The sequence below is a fragment of the Archaeoglobaceae archaeon genome, assembly GCA_038734275.1.
GTDB lineage: Archaea > Halobacteriota > Archaeoglobi > Archaeoglobales > Archaeoglobaceae > WYZ-LMO2.
The window spans coordinates 16,024-41,970 of sequence record JAVYOO010000009.1; the positions used below are offsets into that span (position 1 = coordinate 16,024).

At 41.5% G+C, this 25,947-nt stretch carries 29 protein-coding genes; 12 read left to right on the forward strand and 17 right to left on the reverse strand.

Annotation, left to right across the window (positions count from 1 at the left end):
* A complete protein-coding gene (locus QXI54_08505; GenBank protein ID MEM0303191.1) occupies positions 1-1,179 on the reverse strand; it encodes a bifunctional 5,6,7,8-tetrahydromethanopterin hydro-lyase/3-hexulose-6-phosphate synthase in 1,179 nt (392 codons plus the stop codon).
* 55 nt (positions 1,180-1,234) lie between these two features.
* On the opposite strand from QXI54_08505, the gene QXI54_08510 reads away from it, so the two are divergent.
* Positions 1,235-1,993 carry an ATP/GTP-binding protein gene (locus tag QXI54_08510; protein ID MEM0303192.1) on the forward strand — a complete coding sequence of 253 codons (759 nt, stop codon included), beginning with the start codon at positions 1,235-1,237 and terminating at the stop codon, positions 1,991-1,993.
* Here the strand turns inward: QXI54_08510 and QXI54_08515 are convergent.
* Positions 1,990-3,327 carry a DHH family phosphoesterase gene (locus QXI54_08515; protein MEM0303193.1) on the reverse strand — a complete coding sequence of 446 codons (1,338 nt, stop codon included), beginning with the start codon at positions 3,325-3,327 and terminating at the stop codon, positions 1,990-1,992. The two genes, QXI54_08510 and QXI54_08515, sit on opposite strands and share 4 nt — an antisense overlap.
* 105 nt (positions 3,328-3,432) lie before the next feature.
* Complete coding sequence (locus tag QXI54_08520; GenBank protein ID MEM0303194.1) at positions 3,433-4,113, reverse strand: metal-dependent hydrolase; 681 nt, start codon at positions 4,111-4,113, stop codon at positions 3,433-3,435.
* Between the two features lie 73 nt (positions 4,114-4,186).
* Here QXI54_08520 and QXI54_08525 point away from each other — a divergent pair, with 73 nt between their 5' ends.
* Positions 4,187-5,134 carry a 5-methyltetrahydropteroyltriglutamate--homocysteine methyltransferase gene (locus QXI54_08525; GenBank protein ID MEM0303195.1) on the forward strand — a complete coding sequence of 316 codons (948 nt, stop codon included), beginning with the start codon at positions 4,187-4,189 and terminating at the stop codon, positions 5,132-5,134.
* Positions 5,122-5,742: an NAAT family transporter gene (locus tag QXI54_08530; protein ID MEM0303196.1), complete on the forward strand. Its 621-nt coding sequence runs from the start codon at positions 5,122-5,124 to the stop codon at positions 5,740-5,742. Before QXI54_08525 ends, QXI54_08530 begins: the two co-directional genes overlap by 13 nt.
* Here the strand turns inward: QXI54_08530 and QXI54_08535 are convergent.
* Genes QXI54_08535 through QXI54_08560 form a run of 6 tightly spaced genes read right to left on the reverse strand, consistent with a single transcriptional unit; the run spans position 5,723 to position 11,412 of the window.
* Positions 5,723-6,136: a hypothetical protein gene (locus QXI54_08535; GenBank protein ID MEM0303197.1), complete on the reverse strand. Its 414-nt coding sequence runs from the start codon at positions 6,134-6,136 to the stop codon at positions 5,723-5,725. The two genes, QXI54_08530 and QXI54_08535, sit on opposite strands and share 20 nt — an antisense overlap.
* Complete coding sequence (locus QXI54_08540; protein MEM0303198.1) at positions 6,133-6,405, reverse strand: hypothetical protein; 273 nt, start codon at positions 6,403-6,405, stop codon at positions 6,133-6,135. Before QXI54_08540 ends, QXI54_08535 begins: the two co-directional genes overlap by 4 nt.
* A complete protein-coding gene (locus QXI54_08545) occupies positions 6,402-6,839 on the reverse strand; it encodes an Lrp/AsnC family transcriptional regulator (protein MEM0303199.1) in 438 nt (145 codons plus the stop codon). The genes QXI54_08540 and QXI54_08545 overlap by 4 nt, the downstream gene beginning before the upstream one ends.
* Before the next feature lie 46 nt (positions 6,840-6,885).
* Entirely contained in the window at positions 6,886-8,769 is a 1,884-nt protein-coding gene (locus tag QXI54_08550) for a DUF2298 domain-containing protein (protein ID MEM0303200.1), read from the reverse strand.
* Positions 8,766-10,346 (reverse strand): lysylphosphatidylglycerol synthase domain-containing protein, encoded by a 1,581-nt coding sequence (locus QXI54_08555; GenBank protein MEM0303201.1) that lies wholly within the window; start codon positions 10,344-10,346, stop codon positions 8,766-8,768. Before QXI54_08555 ends, QXI54_08550 begins: the two co-directional genes overlap by 4 nt.
* Entirely contained in the window at positions 10,315-11,412 is a 1,098-nt protein-coding gene (locus QXI54_08560; GenBank protein MEM0303202.1) for a TIGR04053 family radical SAM/SPASM domain-containing protein, read from the reverse strand. Before QXI54_08560 ends, QXI54_08555 begins: the two co-directional genes overlap by 32 nt.
* Before the next feature lie 423 nt (positions 11,413-11,835).
* Between QXI54_08560 and QXI54_08565 the strand changes: the two genes are divergently transcribed.
* Positions 11,836-12,558 carry a hypothetical protein gene (locus tag QXI54_08565; protein ID MEM0303203.1) on the forward strand — a complete coding sequence of 241 codons (723 nt, stop codon included), beginning with the start codon at positions 11,836-11,838 and terminating at the stop codon, positions 12,556-12,558.
* Positions 12,559-12,672: 114 nt separating this feature from the next.
* The gene (locus QXI54_08570; protein ID MEM0303204.1) at positions 12,673-13,980 is read left to right on the forward strand and encodes a phenylacetate--CoA ligase; all 1,308 of its coding nucleotides are present in this window, start codon (positions 12,673-12,675) and stop codon (positions 13,978-13,980) included.
* On the opposite strand, the gene QXI54_08575 is transcribed toward QXI54_08570, so the two are convergent.
* The 4 genes from QXI54_08575 to QXI54_08590 are packed head-to-tail and all read right to left on the reverse strand — an operon-like array spanning position 13,972 to position 17,840.
* Positions 13,972-14,952 carry an alpha/beta fold hydrolase gene (locus QXI54_08575; protein MEM0303205.1) on the reverse strand — a complete coding sequence of 327 codons (981 nt, stop codon included), beginning with the start codon at positions 14,950-14,952 and terminating at the stop codon, positions 13,972-13,974. The two genes, QXI54_08570 and QXI54_08575, sit on opposite strands and share 9 nt — an antisense overlap.
* Positions 14,937-15,833 carry a poly(R)-hydroxyalkanoic acid synthase subunit PhaE gene (locus tag QXI54_08580; protein MEM0303206.1) on the reverse strand — a complete coding sequence of 299 codons (897 nt, stop codon included), beginning with the start codon at positions 15,831-15,833 and terminating at the stop codon, positions 14,937-14,939. The genes QXI54_08575 and QXI54_08580 overlap by 16 nt, the downstream gene beginning before the upstream one ends.
* A gap of 43 nt (positions 15,834-15,876) precedes the next feature.
* The gene (locus QXI54_08585) at positions 15,877-17,322 is read right to left on the reverse strand and encodes a HAMP domain-containing sensor histidine kinase (GenBank protein ID MEM0303207.1); all 1,446 of its coding nucleotides are present in this window, start codon (positions 17,320-17,322) and stop codon (positions 15,877-15,879) included.
* Between the two features lie 44 nt (positions 17,323-17,366).
* Positions 17,367-17,840 (reverse strand): DUF2124 family protein, encoded by a 474-nt coding sequence (locus QXI54_08590; protein MEM0303208.1) that lies wholly within the window; start codon positions 17,838-17,840, stop codon positions 17,367-17,369.
* A gap of 86 nt (positions 17,841-17,926) precedes the next feature.
* On the opposite strand from QXI54_08590, the gene ftsZ reads away from it, so the two are divergent.
* From ftsZ to QXI54_08610, 4 genes are read left to right on the forward strand one after another with little or no spacing between them, the layout of a single operon-like run.
* Positions 17,927-19,027, forward strand: a complete 1,101-nt coding sequence (ftsZ, locus tag QXI54_08595; GenBank protein MEM0303209.1) for a cell division protein FtsZ — start codon at positions 17,927-17,929, stop codon at positions 19,025-19,027.
* A 32-nt stretch (positions 19,028-19,059) separates the two neighbouring features.
* Positions 19,060-19,239, forward strand: coding sequence for a protein translocase SEC61 complex subunit gamma (locus QXI54_08600; protein MEM0303210.1), 180 nt, complete (start codon positions 19,060-19,062; stop codon positions 19,237-19,239).
* Complete coding sequence (locus QXI54_08605) at positions 19,236-19,682, forward strand: transcription elongation factor Spt5 (GenBank protein ID MEM0303211.1); 447 nt, start codon at positions 19,236-19,238, stop codon at positions 19,680-19,682. Before QXI54_08600 ends, QXI54_08605 begins: the two co-directional genes overlap by 4 nt.
* A 2-nt stretch (positions 19,683-19,684) precedes the next feature.
* Entirely contained in the window at positions 19,685-20,155 is a 471-nt protein-coding gene (locus QXI54_08610) for a 50S ribosomal protein L11 (GenBank protein MEM0303212.1), read from the forward strand.
* On the opposite strand, the gene QXI54_08615 is transcribed toward QXI54_08610, so the two are convergent.
* The 3 genes from QXI54_08615 to QXI54_08625 are packed head-to-tail and all read right to left on the reverse strand — an operon-like array spanning position 20,152 to position 21,952.
* Entirely contained in the window at positions 20,152-20,853 is a 702-nt protein-coding gene (locus QXI54_08615) for an ATP/GTP-binding protein (GenBank protein MEM0303213.1), read from the reverse strand. The two genes, QXI54_08610 and QXI54_08615, sit on opposite strands and share 4 nt — an antisense overlap.
* A complete protein-coding gene (locus QXI54_08620; GenBank protein MEM0303214.1) occupies positions 20,853-21,542 on the reverse strand; it encodes a hypothetical protein in 690 nt (229 codons plus the stop codon). Before QXI54_08620 ends, QXI54_08615 begins: the two co-directional genes overlap by 1 nt.
* Positions 21,539-21,952: a hypothetical protein gene (locus QXI54_08625; GenBank protein ID MEM0303215.1), complete on the reverse strand. Its 414-nt coding sequence runs from the start codon at positions 21,950-21,952 to the stop codon at positions 21,539-21,541. Before QXI54_08625 ends, QXI54_08620 begins: the two co-directional genes overlap by 4 nt.
* Positions 21,953-22,052: 100 nt before the next feature.
* Here QXI54_08625 and purD point away from each other — a divergent pair, with 100 nt between their 5' ends.
* On the forward strand, positions 22,053-23,447 hold the full coding sequence (purD, locus tag QXI54_08630) for a phosphoribosylamine--glycine ligase (protein ID MEM0303216.1): 1,395 nt from the start codon (positions 22,053-22,055) through the stop codon (positions 23,445-23,447).
* On the opposite strand, the gene QXI54_08635 is transcribed toward purD, so the two are convergent.
* Positions 23,427-24,089, reverse strand: coding sequence for a metallophosphoesterase (locus QXI54_08635; GenBank protein ID MEM0303217.1), 663 nt, complete (start codon positions 24,087-24,089; stop codon positions 23,427-23,429). The genes purD and QXI54_08635 overlap by 21 nt on opposite strands.
* Positions 24,090-24,141: 52 nt before the next feature.
* Here QXI54_08635 and QXI54_08640 point away from each other — a divergent pair, with 52 nt between their 5' ends.
* Positions 24,142-24,720, forward strand: coding sequence for a hypothetical protein (locus tag QXI54_08640; protein MEM0303218.1), 579 nt, complete (start codon positions 24,142-24,144; stop codon positions 24,718-24,720).
* Positions 24,721-24,725: 5 nt separating this feature from the next.
* On the forward strand, positions 24,726-25,811 hold the full coding sequence (locus QXI54_08645; GenBank protein ID MEM0303219.1) for a DUF362 domain-containing protein: 1,086 nt from the start codon (positions 24,726-24,728) through the stop codon (positions 25,809-25,811).
* The last annotated feature ends 136 nt before the right edge of the window (positions 25,812-25,947 follow it).

Genomic DNA, 25,947 nt, shown 5'->3' on the forward strand with positions numbered 1-25,947 from the left:
TCAGAAGTCTGTCATGATTCTGAACTGGTCAGTGTCGGGCTTTAAGTGTGCCATGAATCTCCTTACTGCTCCTTCGACATCTCTCGCCTTTGTTATCGCCCTGCCAACAACGACTATGTCCGCTCCCGCGGAGATCACTTCTGCAAGGTTTTCTGGCTTTATACCGCCCGCAACCGCTACAAGAACCTTGAAACTCTTGATCTCTTTTGCAAGAGACCACGGTGGAATGCTTTGCTCGTTATCAATGGCTCTGTGCAATTCCACTACGTCTGGCAAAACTTCCTTTGATATTTGCTCCATTCTTTTCACAGGATCCTCTACATTGAGCATATCTACCACTGCGAGCATTCCAGTCTTCTTTGCCTCATTGATTCCCTTTACAATCGTGCTGATCGGTGCAAGCCCCGAAATCACTACCGCGTTTGCTGTCGCATCAGCAGCCATTCTTGCCTCTAAATTCCCGACATCGAGAGTTTTGAGATCGAGGATGAAGAAAGCATCCGGCTTCACTTCTCTCAGCTTTAGAATAACCTCACTGCCATATTTCTTAACCAAAGGTGTTCCGACTTCGAAGATTATGTGGTCGCTTTCCGGAATTTGAGACAAAATAGAGAGCACTTCCTCCAGATCCGGGATGTCGAGAGCGATCTGCAGATAAGGCGGATCCCAGAGCTTAGTGAGCTTTCTGCCAACAAAAGGATGATAACTGCGATCCTTCTCGTAAAGCATTGTGTTAACATCCGGGAAGTTTTGCATTGCTCTCTTGATCGCGAGCTTTGTCGCTCCGTAATTATAGTAGTAGATTTTGTGTTTGTTCTTTGCAAGCGGATGTATGAAAACGCTGGCAATGATCAAATAATCATCCGCCTTCTCTTTCGGAATATAACCCTCTTCAACTGCATCTGCAACAGCTTTAGCAACTGCCGCCTGAGCTGGCCCGAAAATTAGCTCAGCCTGCTCCATGTTTTTAACCGTAACTTTTGGAACGATCACAGTTGGAGGTTTTGTGATCAAGTTAGGCCTGAGAACTGCAAGAAGTGGTGTGTGCCCGGCAGAAAGCGTTGCAAGAGCATTGGCAAAAGCACTTGCCACAGGACTGTCTTTAGTGCCTATGAGGAGGTCAACGTGAGCGACTTCGTATCCTTCGCCAATTAAAGCTTCGCCGACTCTGAACTCCATATGCCTTGGATTTCTTTTCGGTAATAAACTTTTTGTTCCAAGAGAAATTTGAATGATGGAACAAATCGTCGTTTATTTTATTGGAATCGCGGGATCAGGAAAAAGCTATCTTACAAAGGCTTTTGCAGAGTGGCTTGATTCATTGAAAGCCCAATGTATGCGAATAAACCTTGATCCCGGAGCGGATTACGTGCCATATCCTGCAGACATTGACGTCAGAGAGTGGTTTACTCTTGAGGATATAATGCAAAAATACAATGTAGGCCCAAATGGTGCCCAGATCATCGCTTCAGATCTGCTGGTGACTTTGATAGATGAAATAAAATACGAAATCGACTTATCACAGCCAGATTTCATTCTAATCGATACTCCAGGGCAAATGGAAATCTTTACAGTCCGAGAGAGTAGTAAGCTGATTCTTGAAGCTCTCGGTAGAAATAGAAGTGTCATGGTTTTTTTATTCGATCCAGTAGTTTCAAAAACCCCCTTCGGTTTTCTTTCTCAGCTTTTTATGGCAAATTCTGCGGTATTTAGGCTTGAAATCCCCCAAATACCTGTTTTGTCCAAAGCAGATACCTTGCGAGATGATGAAGTTGAAAGAATAATAAGGTGGAGCTCAGATCTGGATTATCTTTCGAGCTTCATTGAAGCAAAAACGCTTAGCGTGGAGCTTCTAAGAACTCTAAAGGAGTCAGGATTATTCAGACCGCTCGTTGCTGTTTCCGCGGTAAAGGGATATGGGATGGAGGACATCTACGACGGAATTCAGGAGTTATTCTATGGAGGAGAGGATCTTGAGAGGGTTTTATTTTAATCATTTAGTTGTTCTCCCACAAGGTTATCGAAAAACTCCAAAAACTTCTCTTCTGTTCCCTGAGGAATTAAAGCTCCTGCTGCGACACTGTGCCCTCCACCACTTCCGCCAACTCTTTCAGCAGCAATTCTTATAGCTTTTCCAAGGTTCAAACCCTTCTCAACCAGCTTGTAATTTGCTCTCGCAGATACCTTGATTCCTTCCTCATTCTCGGCAAAAGCAACAATAGGCTTCTTTGGATTCTTAACAAGGCTCATTCCAGCAACTATTCCAACGATCGTGTCTCTTATTTCTTTTCCCGCATGGAAGAACTGGATGTTCTTCAGCTCTTTAATTCCAATCTCTTCCACAAGCTTTAGTCCTTCGGAAAGGTTCTTTCTGTGATTCTGAAGCAAAGTCCTTGCCCTGCTAAAAGCCTTTTCATCACCAAAGCAAACCCTCAAGCCCACATCCGCCTCTTCATATCTTGCGGTTGCATTCAAAAGCGTCGAGAACTCCATTGCATCCCTTTTCTCTGAGCCCTCCTCTTCGTGAAGCAAAATGTAGCACTCACCAGCCATACGCTTTATTTCCTCATAGCTAACTCCAAGACTCATGCAGTGTCTAACTAAGGCGGAAACAATCCTTTTTTTATCTTCAAGGCTAAGTTCAATCCATTTTACCCAAGGATCTATGCCCAGTTCTGAAAGAAATCGCACGCAGCTTCCTTCACTTCCACTCAATCCCGGGATCAAAGGATCCGTGTTGTATTCAAGCATCTTTGCTATCGGTCTTGTCTGCTTACCGAAAAATCTAAGATCTCTGCAAATCTCTATGCTTTTACCCACTAACTTTTCAGCAATTTTTCTGTTTAGCCCAACAAGCTTCCCAAACTTTGAGTCCTGAAGATCCCCAACTGAGCCTACAACCGCCAATGCACCAAGCCTTGCAGAAGGTAGCATTCTGCTTGCAACAAGAAAGGTAGCCATTGCTCCGCTCATCTCTATGCTACCGTCCAAGGCAAAGTCGTGTGGATTGAGCTGTCTTTGTGATTTATATTCGGGGATATGATGATCCGTGATTACGAAGTCCAATTCCTTAAGCATGCTCAACTGTCCACTTCCAAGATCTGTAAACCAGACGAATTTTCCTGTATCTGCAATTTTCTCGACTTCTTTTTTATCAAGCTGTTTTAAAAATCTTATTTCAACCTCAATTCCGATCCTCTTTAAAGCTCCCAAAGCTATTGCACCGGCAGTTATTCCATCAGCGTCGATGTGGGTTACGACAAGAACCTCTCTCTGTTTTTTAACGAGCTCTGCAAGCTCTAAAGCCCTTGCGATAAGACTTCCCACGTTTTAAGATTGCAGAGAGAGTTTAAAAAGATTTACTGGAAACAGACCCTCCGACAGTTTTTAGGGTTAGTTTGTGTCTAAAAAGTTATAAGACAAGAAATTAATTCAGCATTCGTAAGCTTCTCCGGGCTTCAGCACAACGACCTTGCAGAATTTCTCTGCAAGCCTCTTGAACTCCATTGGATCGGTGTCGATCAGCGGAAAAGTGCCGTAATGCATTGGAATTGCCACTTTAGGCTTTACAAGCTCAACCGCCTTTACCGCTTCCTTAATACCCATTGTATAAAAATCACCGATCGGCACAAGCATAACATTGGGCTCGTAAAGCTCACCAATTAGCTTCATGTCCGAGAAAAGCCCGGTGTCGCCTGTATGGTAAACCTTCACGTCGTCCATATCGACAACAAAGCCTACCGGGGATCCACTGCTTATGATCTCCCCTCTTTCGTCCTCAAAATCCGCTGAATGCAAAGCTGGAACCATTGTTATGCGAACTCCAGAAGAGTAGGCACTTCCGCCGATGTTCATTCCCATTGTCTCAATGTCTCTCTTCGCAAGGATCCTTGAAAGCTCGTGAATGCAGATCACAAGTGCTTTGTTTCTTTTTGCGATCTCAACAGTGTCTCCAAGGTGATCGCCGTGTCCATGCGTTACGAGTATGACATCAGCGACTATTTCTTCAGCACTAACGGGAGCCTTTGGATTTCCAGTAATGAATGGATCTATGAGGACTTTTTTACTGCCATCAATCAGAAAAGCTGAATGACCAAGCCATACGATCTTCATAGGGTTAGATCTCAACCAGAAAATTTAGTCTTTTCGGTGCCAAAGCTAATAAATATCAAAAGCTATAGTCAACATGCTCTTTGACGACATCGGCAGTTTTCCCCTGCCCGCGGGAATAAGCAGAGAATGGGTTGAGAAGAATTTTCAAAGCAGGGAATACGAGGAAATGGTTCAAAGGGCATTTTTAATGAAAGCAAAATTCGTGGAAGTGCCAAATTATCCCCAGTTTCGAGACATGGTAAAGATGTTCCTTGAGCCAATCAAAAATCCCGAATTTCAGGATGACGCTTACCTGATCTCCGAGAAGGAAGCCATAATTCCTGAAGTTGAATTTGTTGAAAAGATCAAAGTTGAAAGGCTCAGGGTTTGCATCACAGGGGTTTTTGAGCTCTACTATCGGGAATTCGGGGGCAAAATTTACGAAGACGTTTTGGAGAACCTTGCAAAGTCCGTTTACAGATTTGCAAAAAATGCGCTCAGATACGAGAACGTCGTTTGCATAAGCTTCGACGAACCCAGCCTTGGAGTTGTTCCAGACTTACAGCCAAGCAAGGAGTTGATCGAAAATACTTATGGCTTCAGGCTTAACGTGGACACGCAGGTGCATTTGCATGAACCCCTTTTCTACGATCGATTCTCTGAGACTGGAATTAAGGTAATTGGCATCGAAACCGCTCGAGATCCGAAGAAAATGGAAGCCATTGATCCCGAAGTGCTCCAGAGTGCGGATAAAAAGCTCAGAATTGGGGTTGCAAGGACGGACATAGACTGCATAATTTCAGAGTTCAATGCGATGCACAACGTAAACGCTTGGAAAGATGAAGAGCTTTCTTTGCTCGCAATCGAGGAATTTGAGCCCGCAAGCAAAATTTCAGAAAGAATAAAGCTTGCAAAAGAGAAGTTTGGAGAGCTTATCAGCTACATTGGTCCAGATTGTGGGCTTTTCTCGTTTCCAACGCAAAAAACCGCATTGAAGCTTCTTGAAAACATCAAAAAGGCGAAGGAACTATGGACTATTTGATCTACTTTCTAAAGTGCTTTCTAACATTTTTCGTGATCGTAGACCCACCCGGGAATTTGCCATTCTTTATAGGACTAACTGAGAGGTTCAGAGAAGAGCTCAGAGAGAGAATTTCGAAGAGAATGACGATCATAGCCCTAACAATTCTGCTTGTGACAACAGTCTCTGGTGGCTTAATACTCGAGTTCTTCCATGTCTCAATAAACAGCTTAAGAATTGCAGGCGGAATTTTACTTTTCATAATCTCGGTTGACATACTCCTCGGCAGAGTTGGAAGGGAGCAATATCAAAGAAAAGCCAAAGAGAGTGCGGAAGTTGACTCAATCGCAATATTTCCACTCGCTTTACCTTTATACACAGGCCCTGGAGCAATAACAGCTGGAATAGTAATGTATTCTCAGGCTTCGGATTTTGTGTCGAAGCTGATCGTTGTAGCAAGTGCGATCCTTGTTTACGCGATCGTTAGGCTAAGCCACATTTATAGTGGGTGGCTAATAAAATTGCTCGGCAAAAGCGGTGCGGACATAATTGCAAAGCTCCTTGCGATCTTCCTCGCTGCTATAGGTGTTGAATTCGTTATAGAAGGTGTTAAGAGCGAGTTTGCCTGATCAAAATTTTGCATTGCTCTCCGCAGGTTGGCAAAGCTTCAATTCGCATTCCAAAAGCTGAAAAGAAACCTTCAATATAGCCCTTGCAAATTCTCGCTGATTTAACCTGCTCCAAGATATTTACTGGGCAGGAAAGAAAGACAATTTCTTCACCTTTCTGTTCAATCCTTGTTCCCGAGATCATCGACAAAAACTTTGCAATCTCCCTGAAATCCTTAAGTTTCAAATTCCGCATGACCTCTCTCCCCTTCTCTTCTCCGTATTCAAAAGCCATTTTATAGACTTCTTCCCCACATTTTTCGCTCAAAGTATTAACTAACCTAAAAGCAAGTATCGGTCTGGTTTTTGAGAGCTTGATCAGTCTCCACTTCTGAGCAATTATTTCCTCTTTCATCCTCTCACTGTCGAGTAGTAGATCGCCGAGATCCCGCAGATCTGAAAGATTATGCCCAGTAAATACATGAGCTCAGAAAGAGCCATGGCAAACGCCAGAACTGGCAAGGCTCCGCCAATAACGAGCGTGAAGAAACCAAAGCTCAGTAAAAGCAAAAACTTCTGCTTGGTTCTATGATAGGCATTGTAAACCTGCAGTATCAACGCACCGCCCAAAAGTAAGAATGCCGAAGTCAGAATAAAAAGATAGGTCTGCAGAAACTCACTCATTTTACCACCTCAGGCTTCCAGGCGGTTTCCTTAATCCTCTTTGTTGCAACTATGCACTCAACCATCAAAACCCCCTCCATCGATGAAATCCTGTTGGTGATCTCACTTATTTCTTCAATGCTCCCTCCCCTTATTTTTAGCAGAAAATTAAAGTTGCCAAAGGTCTGGTAAAGCTCTATAACTTCGGGTAGATCTTTTAACGACTCCACGATCTTCTTCGGCTCACTTACGCTAACAAGAAGAAAAGCGGTGATTTGATTGAACTTTTCAGGGTTCAATATAACTGTGTATCTTTCGATAATATCCTTTTCAAGCTTCCTGATTCGTTTATGAATGCTTGAAACAGATAAACCAAGCTCATTAGCAAGCTCATGAAGGGTTTTTCTGGAGTCCTCGACAAGCAAAGATATCAGCTTTATATCTTTTTCATCCATGGTTAAAATTTGCACCCATAATGATAAACTTTTCGCCTATTGCAATTTAGTCTTTTCTGAGAGCACTGAAGATCTTGGCATTTCCGCTTTCAAAAACTTTTTCAAAGCATTTCTCAATAGCCAATTCAGAGCCAAAAAGTCTTCTTTCTTCGTAGCCAAAAAATACGTAGGAGACGTTGTATTTTTCCAAAATTCTTGTCATTTCATTGCAGTCCTTTGAAGTGTAAAATTCCCTCACATCGCTTGCCCTCTCAGCTATTGCACTGTAATTTCTTCTCCACTGAAACTCGTGCCCAGTCCATGCGACAACTGTCGGATTTCCCGTAAAAACCGCAACCCTTCCGCCATACTGGTATGCACAGTAGTAGCCATGGGTGCAACCTTCTTCGATGATTACTCCATCCTTTTCCTTCAGCCACTGAAGTGCCTCATATTCTCCATAGTGCTTAGTAAAGCCCATTCCATCAAGCGTGAATTCTGCATAAGAATAATTGTATCTCAGCGGAGTTGCAACGAGCGGATAAACAAGGCTTGCAATGAGCAATACTGCCACGATCAGCTTCGCCTCTCGCCTTAAATCTTCAATTTTTAGCTTCATAACTGCTCCGATCGCAAGTAGAATCCATGCACAGAGGTAAAATTTAAACACTGTGTTCAGTCTTGAGTCAATAGCAACGAATTCTGGTAAAATAAAGCATATTACGGCAGTGAGGACCAAAGCAGAAGCTCCATCTCTTTTGTAAACTCCGTAAGCAGAGCAAACAAGCAGAGGAATTAAAACTGGCAGGATTGGGCTAAGGAAGTAGAATGGCAGAGCAATTGGAATTGAATAAAATAGCGTTTTTTTGTCTGAAATTAAGTAGACCAAATAAGCCAAAATTAGAAGGGTGGCGGAATAGCCAAGAAACTCAAGCAAAGCGCTCTTCTCAACTGAAAAAACGATTTCAGTCTTTGGCAGATTCATCGTGGTGTAGTAAAACGCAACCAAAGGCAATGAAACCAGAGAATAAATAAGAATGTTTCTGTCTCTACTTGAGAGAGCATAAACGATCGAGAGCAAGAGCATTATCGGGTAATCCCAAGAGTTGGTGGCAAAGATTGCAAAGAGGGTTAATGGCAAAAGCACTCGAATTCTTTTTTCATTCAAAAGCAATAAGGAAACAAAAAAGATCTTCATGGGGATTGCAAACACATGAGCATGGAGATCAGCGTGAATGAAGCTGAAATATGGAAACTCGTTTATTGTGCCCTCAATCACCCTCGTTGAATTCCAGTAATAAAGGAAGTCCAAGCCCCCTGAGAAAGGTCTCTGGAGTAAATCTACGAAGGAATAGGCGTTCCCAGAAAAAGCGACGAAGATCATTGCAATTAAAGCGATCTTACGATTGCTCTCGAAAATTCCATAAACAAGCAGCGCGGTGTATGCGGGAATTGCTGCCACTGCAATGTTGTATCCAATCTCAGGTGGGGCAAATGAGAGCAGTATAATTCCAGCGCCAAGCACGTGCCCGAAGTAGTAGTAGCAGTTGAGCTTTTCGTTTGCAAAAAAAGGATCGTTCGGCGGTAAGTTTGGGGACTTCAGAATTGAATTCATAAAAGCCATGTCCATAAACTTTTCAGCGTCGAAAATGCTTGGGTTTAGAAAACGAAGAAAGATAAAGAAAAAGAAGACGCAAGCGAAGATCGTTTCGCTTTTATCCAAGCTGAGCCTGTATTTCGAATAAATGAGATAGGCTAAAAGAAGTATGGTTAATATTAAAATAGCGTAAAAGACAACTTTAAAGGCGATTAGGTGTCCAAGAAAGAAGGAAGTGAGGGTGAGCAGAAAAATAGAGGCAAATCTGGCAACTGAAAATTTTAGGAATTTGAGAAATGGAAGTGTGATCAGAAGAGAGAGAAGATAGAAAACTATTGCGTAAAAAAAGCTCAACCCCTCACCTCCCTAAGGCTCAAATTCAGCATGGAGAGGGCGAGCATTCCAAGAATGACTGTTAAGACGTTCTTCAGAGCATGGTCAACAAAGGCGATTGTGAATGCTATTGAGTAGGGCTGAGAGAGCCCGATGATTGCGGTTAAAGCCAGCTCGTATGTGCCAATTCCGCCAGGGGTTATGGGGATTGCCTTAACAATATTGCCGATCGCAACCGCAAGAGCTATAACGAAAAAGTTAACACCACCGAAGCTTAACGATATGAAGTAGCAAACGAAGATGTCTGAAAGCCAGAGCAGTGAAGAAAGGGCAAATAAAATTACCCCGCCTGAGGGATTTAAAGCCATTTTAGCCCTTTCCATGATCCTTCCAACGAAATTCTGCATTCTCGAAAGGATCAGAATTGCTAAGATTATGAGGATTGCAAAAGCCAAGCCATAGATTGGTTCCAAGTTTCTTGTGCCGAGGTAGAATGAGCAAAAGAATGCAATTACTGCAACCGAGATTATGTCAAAAAACCTCTCTACCGCTACGCCACCAAGAGAACAGGTATAACTAACCCCAGATCTTTTGAAAACGTAAGCTCTCGCGAGATCTCCAAGCCTTATGGGGGTTATCACATTCACAGTCTGACCAATGCTAACAGCAAGAGCCGAGAAACCAGTTGAAGTCTTTTCTCCGAGCTTTTCGACAACATATTTGAATCTGAACCCTCTTAGGAGAAATGAAAGAACGTAAAAGAACGTTGCGAGTCCAATGAACTCGGGTTTGATTAAGAATAGGCTTTCAACAAAGCTTTGAATACCCGCGGTAAAGATCAGGAATAAAAGGATCGAAACAGCCAGAATTGTTGTAAAGACAAAGAATTTACGGGATCTTGCAAGATCTTCCGATAACATCCGTAAAATCTGGAAAAACATGTAAAGAACGTCCTTTTTGAAGCGAACCTTTGTCTCCCCACCATGTTCCCAAATCACTGGGATCTCCTTTACCTTATAGCCCTTTTTCTGGGCTAAAACGAGCACTTCAGTGTCCCAGAACCAGTGTGTGTCCTTAGCAAGTGCACCAATCTCAAGAATTACATCTTTTTTGAAGGCCTTGAAGCCACATTGATGATCATGGAGCTTTGAGCCAAGCAAAAGCCTAACGAGAAGATTGTAAGCTTTTGACGCAAGATCCCTCTTCAAAGGTCTCTTTGCCTTGCTTTCCTTCATGAGCCGTGAGCCAGTGGCAATGTCGTAGCCTTCGACAATGGCGGAAACGATCTCCTTAAGATGCCTGAGATCGGTCGACAGATCAACATCCATGTAAACAACCACATCGCCAGAGCAATTTCTAAAGGCGTTCATCAACGCTTTGCCTCTGCCAAGCCTTTGATCAGAATGCAGATGCTTAACTCTTGGGTTCTTTTCGGCTATCTCCTTTGCGATCTTGTCTGTGCCATCGGTGGAGCCATCTTCGGCTATTACGATCTCGTAGTCGTAACCCAAGGCTTTCGCATGCTCCTCTATTTTCTCAACCGCATTTCTCAGCCTTTTCGCTTCATTATAGGCTGGAAGGACTATGCTTACCTTCATTTTTCCCCCTCGGTCTGTAAACACAGCAGGGCTCTTCAGCAAGGTAATCTCCAGTCATGGCATAAGCTCTCGCCCTGCTTCCACCACAAATAGATCGGAATTCGCAGATCCCGCATTTACCTTTAAGATTGTTCGGATCTCTCAATTTAACGAAGATCTCAGAGTTTCTGTAAATTTCCTCTACTCTCTTCTCTCTAACATTGCCAGCGGAGATCTGAAGGAAACCGCTCGGATAAATTTCGCCAACGTGACTTATAAAGAACATTCCTCTGCCGTCGGTTACAAACGCTCTGTGCATGCTTTCACTTCTCTCTTTTCTTTCTCCAAAGTCGATCTTTTCTCTCAGCTTCCAGTAAAGTTCGCCTACTTCTGGCATCTCTCCACGGCTTCGCATGATCTCGATCCTTCTGAAGTGCACAGCAGCGGAGCTTTTAACATTTATTAAGCTTCTGACATCGTAAAGCCAGCATAAAATGTCTTCGAATTCCTGAGCACTTGGCATCAGCTCAGCCTTAGCTCTTCCAGTGGGCACAATGAAAAATACATCCCACATTTCCGCTCCAAGCTTTAAGCAAAGCTTTAAAATTTCTGGAAGCTCAAGAATATTGTCTCTCGTTACAGTAGTGTTGATCTGAAATGGCAGACCAACTTCCTTTGCAATTCTTAGAACTTCAAGACTTTTTCTGAACACTCCACTGATGCCTCTAAATTTGTCATGCGTTTCCTCAAGCCCGTCTATGCTTATCGCAATCCTTGCAACTCCCGCATTTTTCAGCTCCTCAAGAACTTCTCTATTTGCCTTCTCGGTTCCGCTGAAAGCAATTGAGACCCTGAATTTTTTTGAAGCATGAGCCACAATTTCAGGAAGATCCTCCCTCATCAGCGGATCTCCACCCGTGAAGATCAGCATTGGCTTTGAAAAGCTTGCAAGATCATCCATGACGCGGAAGCACTCTTCCCTTGTGAGCTCATTTGGATCTCTTTTTCTTATTGCTTTTGCTCTGCAGTGCTTGCATGCAAGCATGCACGCCCTTGTGAGCTCCCAGAAGACAATGAATGGATCCATAAACCGTTCGCCTTATTTCATAAAGCTTGTGCTTGTGATAAAAATCTTTTGCAATTAGAATTTTAAAGCCATTTGATCCCTTCGGACGAATTCATGCCAATGTTGACTTAAATAAATGCGATTAAAATTTTAATTCTCAAAAATCGTGCAAACAGACAGAGCCTTAACCAGAGGTTCTTTAATCTAAAATGCTCCAGGATGAATACTCTAAACCAAAAAGAAAGTTTAAAATTAATCAAACCATATTAAAATTATGCGTGTTGTGAAAAAAGGTAACACCATCGAAATCGTAATCCATATTTTGAGGACTATGTTCTGAGCAATAAACTCAGAACAAGACCCATTTACTCAAAAAATCGTGATCTCGTCAAATTCACGATCTATCAGGGATCAGAGGATTTCGAAGAAATAATTCCCGAAACCATGCCATTCAGAAAATTCGTCTTAACTTTTGGAAAAGAATTTGAGACACCAAAAATCTGTGTTGATGACTTGAGGGATATACCACTTTGCTCTTATTTCGAACTGCCTGAGCTTCTCATTGTAGAAAAAATGGATGGTGGAGGATTCGACTATTTCGAACTTTCGCAAATAAGACAACAATTCCTTGATGAATGGATAAGCGAGGGTTGGCCATTAGACTTTGAAAGACCCATAATCGAGAGTTATTACTTCAACAGAAAGCTATACTTCTACGTTTCTTCAGAGAGCTACTACGTTTCATCTTTCCGCGAATTTGTTGAGACCTTCACCAAGTATTTGGAATCTTTTGAATCTGAAACTACTGAGATAAAGGAGAATAACGACAGACACGCTTTTATATCAACCAAAAATAAAACCTATTTGCTTTTATATCGTGGGTATGATGAAGAAAACGACGTCGAAGACGAGAAATTTGGTAAAGAAGAACTCTTTGAACTCATAGGAAACAGAAAGAAATCTATTGAAGTGATCGTGGAGGATTACGACATCCTTGACGCATTGGAAAAAGATGCAATCGACTGGCTTAAAGAAAAAGGCTATAAGGTCAAAACCCTCGATGACTTCATGGTAGAATATATGCTAAAAGAATGGAGATGGAACGACGAATATGCAGAAACAGAGCCAGAAGAAGTAAAGGAACTTATAGAATCGATCTTCTGCTGATTTCGCCATAGTCGATCTGAACTTTTTGAATTAAAAGTTTTTAATTGATTCAATAAATCAAAACAGCCATAACTAAAAGAAAATTTTATCTTTCGAGCGATTTTTTAACTTGACATGCCATGGAATAACGAATACTGGGAAAAAGAGGAGGTGCTCCCAAAAAAAGAGCTTGAGGAATTGCAGTTCAAAAGGCTAAAGAATGCGATTAAAAGGGCTTATGATAATGTTGAATTTTATAGAAGAAGACTAAAAGAAGCAAATATTACTCCTGATGATATAAAAAAACCTGAAGATATCGCCAAGATACCCTTCACCCAAAAAGAGCATTTTGCCCAGAATTACCCCTTTGGACTGTTTGCGGTTCCAAAGGAGAAAATAGTCAGAATTCACACGTCGAGCGGAACTTCAGGAAAGCCAAAAGTTGTTGGCTACACTGCTCAGGACATCGATACATGGGTAAACATGGTAGCGAGATGCTTATACATGGTAGGCGTTAGAGAGAGCGACGTTTTTCAGAACATGGCAAATTACTCTTTCTTCACGGGTGGTCTTGGATTTCACTACGCTGCAGAGAGAATTGGGGCAATGACAATCCCCTCAGGAGTTGGAAATACCGAAAGGCAGGTGCAGTGCATGGTCGATTTCGGCACCACAGCGATTCACTCAACTCCAAGCTATGCCATGCATGTCAAAGAAGTTGTTGAAGAAATGGGTGTTGCTGATAAGCTTAAGCTGAGAATTGGTTGCTTTGGCGCCGAGCCATGGAGCGAAAACACTCGAAAAAGGCTTGAAGATGCTTTTAATATAAAAGCCTACGACAGCTACGGGTTGAGTGAAATGAATGGCCCAGGAGTTGCTTTTGAATGCAAGGAACAGCATGGATTGCATATATGGGCGGACCACTACTTCATTGAGCTAATAGATCCTAAGACTGGCGAGCAGGTTGGTGAGGGCGAGAAAGGGGAGCTTGTTTTGACTGCATTAACAAAAGAGGCAATGCCAATACTCAGATATAGAACTGGAGACATAACGATCCTTGAAACTGATAAATGTGCTTGTGGGAGAACTCACCCAAGGCTTATGAGGATCCTTGGCAGAAGTGATGACATGCTAATTGTGCGTGGCATCAACGTCTTCCCGAGTCAGATCGAGCATGTGCTAATGCAGATCCCAGAAGTGGGAGACAATTTCCAGATCGTGCTTACCAGAGAATCCGGACTTGATGAGATCACAGTCAGAGTCGAAGTAAGAGACGAGATCTTTACAGGAGAGCTTTGGGATCTTAAGGAGCTCCAAGAAAGAATTCAAAGGATTTTGCAGAAAGAATTGCTTCTGAGAACCAACGTTGAGCTTGTCGAAAAAGGAAGCATTGAAAGATCGATGGGCAAAGCAAAAAGGGTTTTGGATTTAAGATCAATCTGATCTTTCTACGATCCACTTTATTGCTTCATTCCACAGCTTTGCATGGGAGCTTTTACTAACAGTTAAGCCTATGTGTCCCTTATCAACGCTCATCGCCTTCTTGTCCTTTGAGGGTATTTTTTCCAAGAAGGGTATCACAGCACTTGGCGGAGTTATGTGATCCTTCTCAGCGTAAAGTGCAAGCACTGGCATTGTGATCTTATTCAGATCTACAAGCTTGCCCCCTATCGTGTAAGTCCCTTTCATGATCTCGTTTTTGTGATACCATCTGTCGATGTATTCTTCGAAAACACTACCAGCAACCGCTGGGGAGTCGAAGATCCAGAAATCCATTGAGAAAAATTCCTTAAGAAACTTAGTATCTTCAATGTTGTCAATCAATCCCTGATACTTTCCGAGAACGAGCCTAATCGGATCTATTAGTAGAAAAGCAATGTTCAGCATCTCTCCGCTGATGTTCCCAACCGCTCTCGATACCCTTTGTGGATCTATGTGCTTTGCCCATAGTGCAAGGGCGTTTTCAGTGTCAAAATTGAGTGGTGGAGTTTGGATTATGAGATTCTTAACTTTTTCAGGGTATAGGGCTGAATAAATAACAGAGAGAGTTGATCCAAGACAGTAACCGTGAATCGTGACCGCTTCAACGTTACATTCTCTCATTATGAGATCAACGCAGAAATCTATGTAGTTTATATAATCCTCGATTTTCAGAAACTTGTCCGCTCTCTTTGGATATCCCCAGTCGATCATCCAAACGTCTATACCCTCATTTATTAGCTTTCGAACCACACTAACTTCTTCATGCAGATCAAGGACGTAAGGACGATTTATGAAAGCGTAAACAAATAGCAAAGGCACCTTATGCTTTTTCTCCCCTTTAAAATGTAAAAGCTTGAAGAGCCAGTCTTCATGCACAACTTCAAAATCGCAAGTCCAAGGCTTTACGTTCACTTCCATTATTTTTTCGAACATCTTTCTCCCTCCAGCTTTTCAATTCTCTTTTCAAGCTCCAAGACTTTTCTCTTGAGATCTAAGATCCTTTTGTAAGCCTCGTCGATCTGCGAAACTGTTGCAAACGGACTTGCTGGATTGTTTTCTATTAAAAGCTCCAAAAATCGCCTTAAGCAGTAAATGTGGTCAAAAAGAGCGTTCATGAGTTTTCCCTGAATCTTCAAATATTGTTCAGATTTCAAAAGTATGTCGAATTCCTTCGCAAGACAATCCTGAAATGCATCTCTGAAATTTTCAAAGCTTTTAAAACCATTTGAGTTCGCGAGATTTAGAAATCTATCAACACCCTTCCTGTATGCTTCCCTTATGAGACTCTTGTAAATCTCATAGCTCTCTACAAATTCCTTCCAGTGAGTAAAACAGTCGAGAAGATAGTTCTTTGCGTTTTCCGGCAAGGCAAATGGATAGTCTTGTAACAAGAGTTCACCTGTTGATTCGAACTTTTTCAAGAATTCCCTCCACTCATCAAAGAATTTCTCCACTGGAAGTTTTTGGGATAAAATTGGTTCAGAAAAAAGCTGAAAAGTCAACTTCATATGCGAAATTGCGCTTTCAAGAAACTCAGTATAGGCGCTGACAACATCTCTCCCCTTGAATATCTCCTGAATGGGGATTATATTCCTGATTACTCTTTCGTTGAAGATTATGAGCTCAAATGGTCTGAAAAAGAATCTGAAGAGCTCCTCAAAGATACCATCAAACTCCTTCAAATAATCAAGAGTCCTATTGATTTCGTATAGCCTCCAAATTCCTTCAAGGTAATCTCTAACAGAGAGATTGCGGATGAATAATTCGAAAGATTCCTTCGGTAATTTTTTGTATAGATCAATCGTGATGCTCATATTATTATATTTGATGCAAGTATTTAAAACTTTTCTCCCTCGTTCACTTCTTGGGTGGTGCCTTGAGTCTTATTACAAAAGTGGCTCCCTTTGGCTTGGTATCCTCAACCCAGACCCTACCGCCGTATCTCTCAACGACTTTCTTAACTATGTAAAGCCCCAAGCCTGTTCTCTCCTTCAGAGTTAAGCTGTAGCCTTCAAAAATCTTCTTTTTCGCTTCAGCAGGTATTCCTACGCCATAATCCACAATTCTGATTTCAATCTCGTCTTCAACTTTGTCAATATAAACGTCCAGCTTTTCTGTTTTTCCGTGCTTTATCGCATTATTTACGATATTGTCTATAACAGAGTAGAGAAGATCATCCGCGAGCACAATGCCTGAGCCCTGAATTTTAGCTGGTATTTCGTATGACTTTAGCACTTCTTCGACAACTTTTCTGACGTTTACTGGCTTAAGCGGTTCGGTTCCCGCAGACAGCGCTCTCTCTATTTCTCTAACCTTATCCAGATACTTGTCTATTTCCTCAACTGCCTCGATTACTTTCTGAAGGTAAGTTTCGTCCTTTTTCACCTGATAAGTTTCAACGTAACTCAGGATGATCTGTAATTTGTTCTTAACGTCATGCCTAAGCATGCGATTTAGTATGCTTATGAGCTCTTGAGCCTCTTTTGCCTCTTTATACTGCTCCGTGATTTTTTCTTTCTCTTCAATTAATTCGGAGTAAGTAATAACTCCAATGTCTCTTCTATAGACATAAAGCAAGCCTGAGTATATACTTACGAGAGCGAGAGCATAGAAAACTGTCGGAATACCCAAATAAATTAAACCCGAAAGTGTTAGGATATCCCCCGTGAACCAGAAGATCAAATATGCAAGCACTATAAGGAAATAAGCTTTTGATTCTGTTTCAAGAAACATGAGAAAAAGAACTGTGTAAACAAACATTAATACTGTGTCGAGAAATAGGGATACAAAGTATAAGTCCTGAACCGCTGTAGGATAGTTAGAAGCGCCCATAGCCCATATAATTAGTCCTATAAGCAACACCGGGACTAAAAAACTAATCGCCAAATCCTTTAACCTTATGAATGCTATTTCTCTCGCAAGCTTCCATACTCCGAACGCAAAGAGGGGGAAGTAAAGTCCTACAAAGAATGTTAGAGAGAGTGGAGAGGTGGCAATCTGCTCGAGAAGCTGTAGGTAAGCTTTTGTAAATTCCAACTCAACTTCTCCGAGACTAAAATAAGCAGAAACGCTCCCCACTGCAAAAACACCGAGTGTAGTTGAAATGGAGAGCATTAAATACCTTCTTTCTCCTGTAGAACCTATAAAAATAAGAAGAGACAGGATTATAGAAACAGAAGCAATTAATAAGACGTAAAGAATAACATATGACTTTATGAATTCCAACACAATTTCTGGAGCTATGTATGGCAAGATAATAGGAATTAGAGCCATTATTGTTAATATTAGCACATCGAAGCGCATAATAATTGTAATGATATGAATTATATAAATCTTTCCTCTTCGAATTAGTCAGTTTCTACCTCGATCGTCGCATCAATTAGTTTTCTGAAACTAAAGACTTTATCCCAACCCTGCTTTTTAAAGATGCCCATAAAGCAAACACCCAAAAGGATTGGTTTCTTTGTTTTAGATATCCTATCAATCACTCTGCAAACTTCTTCTACGGAGCACCCAAACTTGGGCATCGCCAAACCACCAAGTAGCACTATGGCATCGGGATCGCTTGGGTCTGCTTTCTCATTCCCTATACAATATCCAACGCCCTCCAACTCTATGACTTTTCTCGCTTCCCCCTCATTTGTTTTTGGAATGAATATTGCCTCAAAATTTCTATCCCGAACAGAATACACGAGCAGTTCCGCAAAAGGTGTGCAGACGAATGGAGAACCTATAAATACTATTTTTGAACCGTCTTTCAAATCTGAGACTGCATTTCTAAAAGCGTGTGTTAGACCAACGATACCTTTCAATTTTTCCATCTCCGAAGCACCTCAAACTCGGGTAGGAAGAAAGGATTTATATACTATTTTGCATGCATAATTAAAAGAATCGGAGGGGGATGTGATTGAGATCTATAATCGAAGAAGCTCTTTCTCGGGCTGAAAGAGAGAAAAAAGAGAGAATAGAGGGAAAAGGTGCGGAAAATGTTGAAGATGAAATTGTTCAAATGTTACATGAGTTGAAAACGGTCATAAAAGTAATCGGGGTTGGTGGGGCTGGGTGTAACACGATAACGAGATTATACGAAGAGGGTGTAGAAGGTGCAGAACTAATAGCGATGAACACAGATGTTCAGCATTTATACTACACCAAAGCAAATAGAAGAATCCTGCTGGGAAAAAGGAGGACAAGAGGTCTTGGAGCAGGCAGTTTGCCCCAAATAGGAGAGGAGGCTGCAAGAGAGAGCGAAGAAGAGATCAAAAAGATTGTAGAAGGTAGTGACATGGTTTTCGTTACTTGCGGTCTCGGAGGTGGAACCGGGACCGGTGCTGCACCAGTTATAGCTGGAGCTGCTCAGGAAGCTGGAGCCCTTACAATTGCGGTAGTTACGTATCCTTTTACTGCTGAAGGATCCGTAAGAAGGGCCAATGCTGAGGCAGGACTTGAGAGGTTAAGAGAGGTTACGGATACTGTAATAGTAATCCCAAATGACAAGTTACTCGAAGTTGTGCCGAATTATCCATTAAACATGGCATTTAAAGTCGCAGATGAGATTTTAATGAGAGCCGTGAAAGGTATAACTGAGCTGATCACAAAGCCGGGACTTGTGAATTTAGACTTTGCAGACGTAAAGACCATCATGGAGAAGGGGGGAGTCGCAATGATCGGACTCGGGGAAGCAAGCGGTGAAGATAAGGCTCTGGAATCAGTTAGAAAAGCACTAAAGAGTCCACTACTGGATGTAGACATTTCTGGTGCCAAATCTGCCCTTGTCAATGTTACCGGTGGCCCAGATATGACTGTAGAAGAGGCAGAAACCGTGGTTGAAGAGATATACTCGAAACTCGACTCGGATGCCAGGATAATCTGGGGTGCTATGATTGATCCAGAACTTGAAAATACTATGAGAACTTTGCTGATCGTTACAGGCGTTAAAAGTCCTCAAATATTGGGGCGTAAAGGCTTTCCTGTTACGCAGAAATATGGTATAGATTTCGTAAGGTAAAATTTAATAACCCACACATTAAGTTCCACAGTATGCCAAAGATAGGGGAAAAGCTCAATGAATACTACAACGTGCTAAAGATGGCAAAAAAACCGAGCTGGGAGGAATTTTCGACTACTGCTAAGGTAGCACTTGCTGTGATGTTTATAGTAGGATTTGTGGGGTTCGTGGTCTATCTTTTAATGGAAGTTCTGCCAGGTGCCTTTAAATGAAGTATATTGCTGTAAAGACTACAGCAAACCAAGAAAGAATTGTTGCGAACATGATTGAATTGGCCGTTAAAAAGCATAATCTTAAAGTTTATTCAATTTTAGCCCCAAAAGAGCTTAAAGGATACGTTATACTTGAAGCAGAGGGAATTGAGGACGTTATAATGGCTACTCGTGGTCTTCAGCATGTGAGGGGTATTGTAAAAAAGGAAATGAGCTTAAAGGATGTCCAGCACTATCTGACACCAAAGAAGGCTGTAGAACAGATAAAAGAAGGTTATATGGTCGAAGTTTCTGCTGGACCTTTTAAAGGTGAAAGGGGAATTGTGAAGAGAGTGGATAAAACCAAAAATGAGATAACAATAGAACTTCTCGAAGCAGTAGTGCCAATTCCCGTAACTGTAAAAGCAGAAAATGTGAGAGTAGTTGATAAAAAGGAGGGGTAGTTATGCAGGTGGTGGAAGTTCTTGTTACCGGTGGTCAGGCTACGCCTGGTCCACCGCTTGGGCCTGTAATCGGACCACTCGGCTTAAATGTAAAACAGGTTGTAGATAGGATAAACGAGGCGACAAAGGAGTATGCAGGATTAAGTGTTCCAGTGAAAATCATAGTGAAGGAGGATAAAAGCTTTGAAATCCAAGTAGGTATTCCACCGGTTTCAGCCCTGATAAAAAGGGAGTTGAAACTTGAAAAAGGCTCTTCAAATCCTGGAAAAGATTTTGTAGGCAACATCAGCATTGAACAGGCTATAAAAATCGCAAGAATGAAAAAAGCCGGTTCCCTGTCATACTCGCTAAAAGGAGTTGTTAAAGAAGTCCTTGGCACATGCGTTTCGATGGGTATAACCGTTGATGGCAAAAATCCCAAAGAAGTGCTTAGGGAGATCGATGAAGGTAAGATCGAAATACCCGAAGACTAACTGAGATCTCCACAGGCGCAGAAAAGTTCTCTTAAAGCGGAAAGTAGATCGTTAAATCCAGTTTTTTTAACGCTGGATATTTTAATGGTCCTATATCTCAAACTCGTGTAATCTATCAAGGGGGATAACTTTTCTAGGACTTCAGATAAAATTCCGGTTCTCTTACTGATTTCATTTAAGAGGCTTTTAATGTCAATATCACAGAGGTCTGTCTTTGAAATAACCGTGAGTGTTTGAAGCCCGAGACGTAGCATGACTACGAGGTCCTGCAAAACCGCAGATAAAAAATTTTCAGGTGTTTTGACCATGTTCGCGTCTATTAGAAAAACTCCACATGTGTGGCTGTCTTTAATGCGATTAACAAATTCCACTCCGCTTTCTGAGTAAATAAATAACTCCATCTGGCCCGGAGTGTCGTATAAAACGAATTCTCCATCTAACTTCAATCTTTCGCAAAATTCAAGCATCAATTCTACCGATTTAAGCATCGCCCCATTTATTCCAAGCTTATACGTTCGCATTACATCTTCAATTTTTATAAAATTTCTAACATCTATATCTGCTTTATAAATCGGCTCACTTGCGGGGTCCAGATTTACACATTTCACGTCATATCCTTGGTGTCTCAAAAAATTTGAGAATTCCATTACAAAGGTGCTTTTTCCGCTTCCCCCCGGTCCGAGAACTACTATCTGCATTAATACCTCCTCAAGATGGCTAAGAGAACACCAACAATGAATGCCAAAGCCAAAATTGCTAAATTCTTAAAGAGCTCCAAATAAAGAGAGGAGCTACTTAGAATATTTTTGAGAGAACTCAGCTCAGAATTGCAGTTTTCTAAATCTATTTTAGCGGAGTCCAACAATGTCCGCATACTTTCAATCTTCTTTTCCATAACCGTAATGTTCTTAGAACAGTTTTCGAGCTCGGATTTTGATTTGTCCAACTCAGAAGCTAACATGTTATTCTTTTCACCAAGTTCCTTATTTTTATCGTAAAGCTGGACATTTATGTCATTCAAAACAGCCACAAGACTCTGAAGATAATCTCTTCTCTGAGTTAAATCTTCCACCTGCTTTTTAAGCGAGATCACTTCTTTTTGAATTTCAACTATCTTCTGGTTGAGATTGTCAACTCTCTCAACGTCAATTAAAATACGATCAACTCCGCTCTGCGATCGAACCAAAATCTCCTTTCTACCGGGCTCGCACCCATAGCCTGCAATAACTCTATACTCCCCTGGGGAGAAATTTCCGGAGCTTTTTGTGTCTTCAAAGAACATGCATGGATCCAACTCCACATAGCTCTGTTCTGCAATTGTAATATTAAAAGTTCCACCTTGTGGAACTGAAAGAGCTGAAACAATTGCAAGGATTATAAAGATCATTTTCCAACACCTCCTATGGCCCTGTGAATTACTTCAGATATTTCTCCGAGATCCTTCATCGATAAAACCTTCCCGCGAACACAAACGAAAATGTTGTTTTTCCTAACAGCAAGTTTGCAGCCCTCTTCCCTAAAAATCGCAATTTCGTTACAATTAACTTCTTCGACTATCTTCCTCATTTCAGCTATTTCTTGATCTTCCAGATTGGAAAACTTCTTTTTGCCTCCAATTAGAATTGCACAATTGACCAAGAATTTGCGAGTCAGATATTCAGGAAGTTCGTTAATGTTTATCCTTGTTTTCTTCGGAGATTGTATACCCCGTCCTATTTTCTCAAGCAAAAACTCAGCAACAAAAAACCCTGCTACAACTCCGGCGAACGAAAGAACAATTTCCCAGAAGATATCCATCACCCCACACTACATTTGCAGAGACTTTTTTTATTTTTTGCTGTGAAAGTTCCCATATCTTTGGTGCTTCAAATTAATATATCTCAGGACTACGGGTTGTGTGAATGTGCTCGTTGTCGATGCGGGTGGTAGAGGAAATGCTATTGCACATGCATTTTCAAGAAGTGAGAAAGTTAAAAAAGTATTCGTAGCACCCGGAAACGCTGGAAGTGAATTTTTTGAGAAATGCGAGATAGCAAAGATTGACAGCAGACCTATAGGCTCAATAAGGGATATTGAAACGATAGTGAAATTTGCAAAACAAAATGCTGATCTTGTTTTTGTGGGTCCCGAAGAACCACTGAGCCTTGGAATAATTGACAGGCTTGAAGAAGAAGGAGTAATGGCTCTTGGCCCTAAAAAGGAGCAAACAATACTGGAAGCAAGCAAGTGCTGGGCTAAGGATTTCATGAAGAGTATTGGTGTGCCGATTCCAGATTATAAGAACTTCGATGATCCTGAAAAGGCAAAGGAGTTTATAAGGAATTCTTCTGGAAGAATTGTTGTTAAAGCGGATGGACTGGCTGCGGGAAAAGGAGTTTATGTATGTGATTCCGTAGAAGAGGCTCTTAGAGCTGTTGACGAGATAATGATTGAGAGAAGGTTTGGCTCAGCTGGAGAGAGAATAGTTGTGGAAGAGAAGCTTGTGGGCGTCGAGATTGCATTTACCGCGCTTTGCGATGGAAAAAGAGCCTTGCCATTCGGACATGCAAAGGACTACAAGCGGGCTTTTGACGATGAAGACTTTGAAGGTCTTCGGGATTTCTACATAGGACTCAGAAAGAGATTTTATAGGAGGGAGGAGATTGAAAAGCTTTATAAAAGTGGTTTATTGGTGAACCCAAACACAGGGGGAATGGGTGCCATCAGCCCTCATCCAGAGGTAACTAAAGAGATTGAAGAGAGGATAATGAAAAAAGTCGTTGAGCCAATTGTCAGAAATTCGGGTTTCAAAGGGATCCTATACCCGGTTATAATGCTCGTAAACGGTGAGCCAAAAGTCCTGGAAATAAATGTTCGGGAATGCGATCCTGGTGCACAGGCAAAGCTTCCAAGATTAAGGAGTGATTTGTTAGAGCTATCTTTAGCTGTAATTGAGGGAGAATTAGATAGTGTAACCGTGGAGTTTAGTGAAGAATTTTGCTGTGCTGTTTGCGCTGTAAGCGGAGCTTTAAAGGGTAGAGAGGGGTTGAAGCCTGGCTATCCTGCAGATCACTACACGAGTCAGCCAATCAGCGGTATTGAAAAAGCACGCAGTATGGCTGAAATTTATGCAAACGGGATTGCAAAAACTGAGGCAGGGTTTGTGACTACTGGTGGACGAGTTCTTACAGTGGTCGGAAGAGGGAAAACCCTCTTAGAGGCGAGAGAGAGGGCTTACTCTGCTTTAAAAGAAATAAAATTTCCGGGGATGAGATTTAGAAACTCTATTGGCTTAGAGTATCTTTCGAAGTAATTCGAGTTCGCCTAAATATAGAACGTCATCCTCAATCCCGTAGACTTCAATCTTTTTTGAATTTCTGAGGATTGGTGACAAAAATTCGCCCTGAAGAACGTCGCTTCCCGCTACGAGTGGTGAGAAGGCTGGAACAACGAATTTGGTCTTGTCTACAACCAGAAAACATGGATAAGAATAAATAGCCCCACCACGCCTGAACTTAATCGCAGGATGCTCATGAGCCAGTATCACTTTATCAAATCCAAAGTCATTATGTCCGTGAACTACATAGTAGTCGCCAATCCTATCGTATTCCCTGAGTTCTATAGAATATTCTGAAAGGATCGAAGAGAGAAAGTTATCATGATTTCCTCGAACTACAGAGATATCCACGTCAATGGAGTCCAAAAAAGCTCTTACATCGTCCCATTCGTATGGAAGATTCTGACCAAACTCGTGCTTGAGGTCCCCTGCTATTATTAGCCTCTCAATCTCGTATTTATTTAAAATTAGATTAACCTTGTCGATTATTTCAGCAATTTGCATTCTTGGTATCGCAATTCCAACATTTTGCATCGCATTCTCTAAACCCAAATGCAGATCAGCAATTATCGCGGTTTTTCTTGCAATTAGGGCCTTTTCCGGGGTTAGTTTGAACACTAAATTCGTTGATAGAAATATTTAAATTTCTTTCGTATAAATTATTCACTGAATGTCATACATATTGCTATCAGGTTTTCCCGGATCAGGGAAGTGCAGAATATTGGAGGAACTAATTGAGAACTTTGAAAACGTTGTCTGGATAACCACTACCTACAGTATTGGAAACGTTCGAAAAAAGCTTAAAAAAGATGCGTGGGTGATTGATGCGTTTAGCTGGGGCATGGGAGAGATAAGAGAAGGGAGTAAAGACGTCATAGTTGAGAACCCTACAAATCTGAACGAGATCAGCCTCTCTCTCTCAAAAGTTCTCGAAAAAATAAAAGGAGATTATATTTTAATCCTGAATTCGATTTCAGGACTCGCAGTCTATCAACCGCTGCCAAAAATTCTCAATCTTCTAAGAACGATTATAATAAAAGTCGAAAAAGATGATGCTAAAGCAGTTTTCACGATTGTGAAAGGTGCTCAGGACATGTCCTTTGAAATCAGTCTAATGATGCTATTCCCCAACATTATTGAGATCGAGAACGAAAAGCTGAAAATTGTGAAATCGAGCAATTTAGAACTTGAAAAAGGAGTTTATGGCTTTGAAAAGGCGAAAGAGATATTAACTAAGATACTCTCATAGTTTTCATGGAAGTTTTTCTGGTCGACTCAAGGGCCATTGTGCTTGAACCTGAGAAATGGTATCAACCCAAATTGAGCCTTGTAAGCAAACTGCGAAATCTAATTGATGAAAGCGGTATTCTCGATGAAATCCAGAAAGGAGACATAGTCGCAGTCAAAACCCATTTTGGAGACAAAGGAACAACAAAAACCCTAAGAAGTGTTTATATAAGGGCAGTTGTCGAAAAGGTTATAGAAAGGGGAGGCAAACCATTTGTAACCGAAACTACAGGTTTGGGAATGATAAGACCGAGATGCACTGCCCTTGGCAGACTTGAGATTGCTGAAGAAAATGGCTACACCCAGCAAACCTTAAAAGCGCCAATAATAATAGCTGATGGTTTGCTCGGTCTTGACTTTGTAGAAGTTTCAATAAATGGAAAATATCTTAAGAAAGTATACGTCGCAAAAGCCATAGCTGAAGCCGACGCAGTCGTTTTCTGCACTCATTTCAAGTTACATATGCAATCCGGAATTGGAGGGAGTATAAAGAACGTTGGTGTTGGATGTGTTGCAAAGCCATCAAAATTCGACTTGCATGCAAAGGGTTATCCGAGAATTGTGGCTGAAAAATGCACCAAATGTGGAAAATGCGTTGAAATATGCCCCGTTGGCGCGATCCAGGATTATAAAATTATCGAAGAAAGGTGTCTAAGATGCACGGGCTGTGCAGAGGTATGCAAAGATGATGCGATAGAGATAGAATGGCTTTTAGGCAAAGAAGTTGGCGACAGGATTGTAGAGTGTGCAAAAGGGGTTTCGAAGGTCGTGAAAAAAATGTCCTTCCTGAATTTCATCCTTGACGTAACTCCGCACTGCGATTGCCATCCTTATAGCGACAATCCTCTTATTCCAGACATTGGTATCTTAGCTTCAAAAGACATGGTAGCAATAGATAAGGCGAGCTACGATCTTTATCTGAAAGCTCAACCAATCAGCGACATATTCGCTACGGGCAGATTCTGGCAGTGGACTGATCCGGAAAGCATGTTAGAGTTTGCAGAAGAAGTTGGTTTAGGAAAAAGTGGCTATAAACTAACAAAAGTAGACTAAAATTATTATTATATTTACAAAAAATATTTATGAGCATCAAGATTTCTCAACTTTATTTTTATCCAAAACAGCTTCAATTTGTCTCCGACAAAGCGATTAAGTCTGAACGTGCCAAAAATTGAAAAAATTAAGCAGA